The following is a 2,451-nucleotide window of genomic DNA, read 5'->3' as shown; positions in this document are numbered from 1 at the left end:
ATATCGCGCAATAAAACGTGCGTGCAACCAAATCAAACATTGCTGAATACACACATCAGCCAACGCACTCGCCTCGGCGAGCGTCTGATCAAGATTGCCAAGACCATTCATGTCTCGCCATATAATCCTTGCCTGCTCAGTGTTCCGAAACACGCGTAACACAGCCATTGCTTGAGTTTCATCATTACACTCGTCTAGCTTCTGAGCTAAGAGCTGAGTCATCAATTTTTCAGATCGCCCTAAAAACAAAGCCGAATCCGGTGACTGCCAATCAACTAATACTTCAGGGTACTTAGAGACAAACTCAGCGACAAAAGGGCTGAGCGCACAAGCTCGCGTCAACGTTGCTTTGAAATCATCAGACAGCAATTCATAAGAATCACTTTCCTGAACATGATCTAAAAAACGGGTAGCGTTTGCGCGTAAAGAGGATGGTTGCTCAACGACAAAATGTGCGAACGACATAGTGGATACCAATGAAACGATAAAGAATACGAGTAATGCGAAGAAGTGTAGCAAAGCATCTCAACAAAATGCTGCCCTGCATCAAGTTTTAAGCCGGAAGAGGAAACCGAAAGACTTACTTATCTCGCATTCTAATTTGGCGTTTTTCTGATCCCGAGAGATGCGCATTGACCTCCCAATCGTACGGAAGAAAACCTTGAAGCTGCCAATCAGCAGGAACACTATCTTTTGGCAGATATGTATGAAGAAAAGCAGTCACCCCACCTACCGGTTCAAAATCCTCCTCGAACCAATCAAGCAAAGGTGTCACCTTGATCTGATTGCCATCAACAACCACGCCCTTTCCCGATTGTTTAAAGAAGCCAAAAGTTTGCTCAGACAACTGTTGCTCGAGCCTCTCGCCAACATAGGGCTCAGATCGCAAATCAGGACATGAAACAGAAGCGCAATTTAAAGCGAAATGAATGCGAGGCTCATTTTGTTTTCGCAAAATATCATGCTCAAGCTTTCGCAGGGTCATGTGCTCGTTATTAAATGTGCCGCAACTATGCGTCCACACAGGACGAAACATATTCCCTAAACCGCGAAGACTTTTCAGGGGCCAATTTTCGACAACCATATTGATCGCCATAATGTTGTACGCATTCAAGAAGTAGGCAATACGCTCCGTCTTATTCGTTAGTTGATCATAATCGTATTCAGCCAAAAACTGCATGAGCGTATCTAACCGATCGTCAGAACGAAGATCGGCATAATTGACTAAATTAAGTTCAACACCATTCTTCTCACCCGGCACAAGGTAATCAGACAGCACTGACTGATAAAGCACGTAAAACTCGGCCAACTTCACATCGCTATGCTGAATTGCATCCACGCCGCCAGGCGCTTGCTCAGCTGCTTTTTCTGTCGCGTTTTCAATTGGGAGATCAGCAAAAGAAACAGAGGCATACAAACTCAGAATAAGACATAGCAAGCAAGCTTTACATGCAACAACTAACTTCATCTTCTTAATACCGCCAAACATCATTCTTTAGCCTAAAAACAAGGCGTACCCACGTTCCGCCTTGCTTACATCATATTGCTCTGATGGCAAGTTCTGACACAGTGCATGCGATAAACTTTGTAAAACCGAAACAGCCTTTCCAGTTCCCATACCAGCCGACTCGGCAGAATGACTGACCTTCAGCTCAATCTCAATTTCATTGATAGACACCGTATTAGTGCGAGCTTGAGATACAATCTCTCCGACATCTAATACCAGCTCAAAAGCGTAACCCTGATAATCAAACTCACACGCTTCGCGTAAGAAGTTCGTTTCAAACACAGCACGATATTCTTGATCACGCAACTGCGCACTCCAGACAGGCGCTTCATTCAACAAAGGCATATCTAACTCGCTCTGATCCAGCGACCACTCCCACTCACCCCGCTGACTGATTCCATCAATACTTGTTCCAGATGTTTTAAGTGTTTGAATGTAATATCCAGCTTTATTTCGCACCCGCAAAGCCATGCGCTGTTTGTGCAGCAATAGAGAATCCGTATCAAAGTAAATATTGCGCAGATTCTTCGATTCAGTGAGCGCCTGATCTTTAGAAGCAAAAGTAGCACCAAGATCTTCACAACACTGTATTACAGCCTGCAAATCAATCTGCTCGCGACAACGCAGCTTCAATTCCAATTCTCTTGCCATTTTCTAATCCAACACCTTAACAACAGTAAAATTTTACTAAACAACAGACACAAAAAAACCGGCCAATAGGCCGGTTCTTTTTAACTAGCTTACTAAGTTAGACTTAGAAATAGTATGTAGCACCGATTGAGAAGTTAGACTGATCCTTAGTAGTAGTAGAACCAGTTTCTTCTTCTGCATCAACGTATTCAATGTACGTGTACATGTTGTCGCTGATGTTATAAAGCGCTTGCAACCAGAACTCGTCAACAGTTTCTTCAGCAGCACCGTCCAAGCCGTTGTCACCAGTACCG

The 2,451-nt window shown here is 43.9% G+C and carries 2 protein-coding genes and 2 pseudogenes; all 4 read right to left on the bottom strand.

Features of this window, described 5'->3' with window-relative positions:
• Positions 1-465 (bottom strand): annotated as a pseudogene (locus A3738_RS15695) (hypothetical protein); the annotation flags it as partial.
• Positions 466-580: 115 nt separating this feature from the next.
• The gene (locus A3738_RS15690; protein ID WP_068475291.1) at positions 581-1,492 is read right to left on the bottom strand and encodes a DUF547 domain-containing protein; all 912 of its coding nucleotides are present in this window, start codon (positions 1,490-1,492) and stop codon (positions 581-583) included.
• Between the two features lie 3 nt (positions 1,493-1,495).
• The gene (locus tag A3738_RS15685) at positions 1,496-2,158 is read right to left on the bottom strand and encodes a CYTH domain-containing protein (protein ID WP_068475289.1); all 663 of its coding nucleotides are present in this window, start codon (positions 2,156-2,158) and stop codon (positions 1,496-1,498) included.
• A gap of 103 nt (positions 2,159-2,261) precedes the next feature.
• A pseudogene (locus tag A3738_RS31180) lies at positions 2,262-2,451 on the bottom strand (hypothetical protein); the annotation flags it as partial.

Source organism: Oleiphilus sp. HI0066 (assembly GCF_001635725.1).
The sequence above is the reverse complement of the archived record's forward strand: the minus strand, read 5'-3'. Positions and strand labels throughout refer to the sequence as shown.

What these genes read in the sequence shown, in the direction of transcription:
- A3738_RS15690 (WP_068475291.1), bottom strand. Translation starts at nt 1,492, where the DNA reads ATGATGTTTGGCGGTATTAAGAAGATGAAGTTAGTTGTTGCATGTAAA.
- A3738_RS15685 (WP_068475289.1), bottom strand. Translation starts at nt 2,158, where the DNA reads ATGGCAAGAGAATTGGAATTGAAGCTGCGTTGTCGCGAGCAGATTGAT.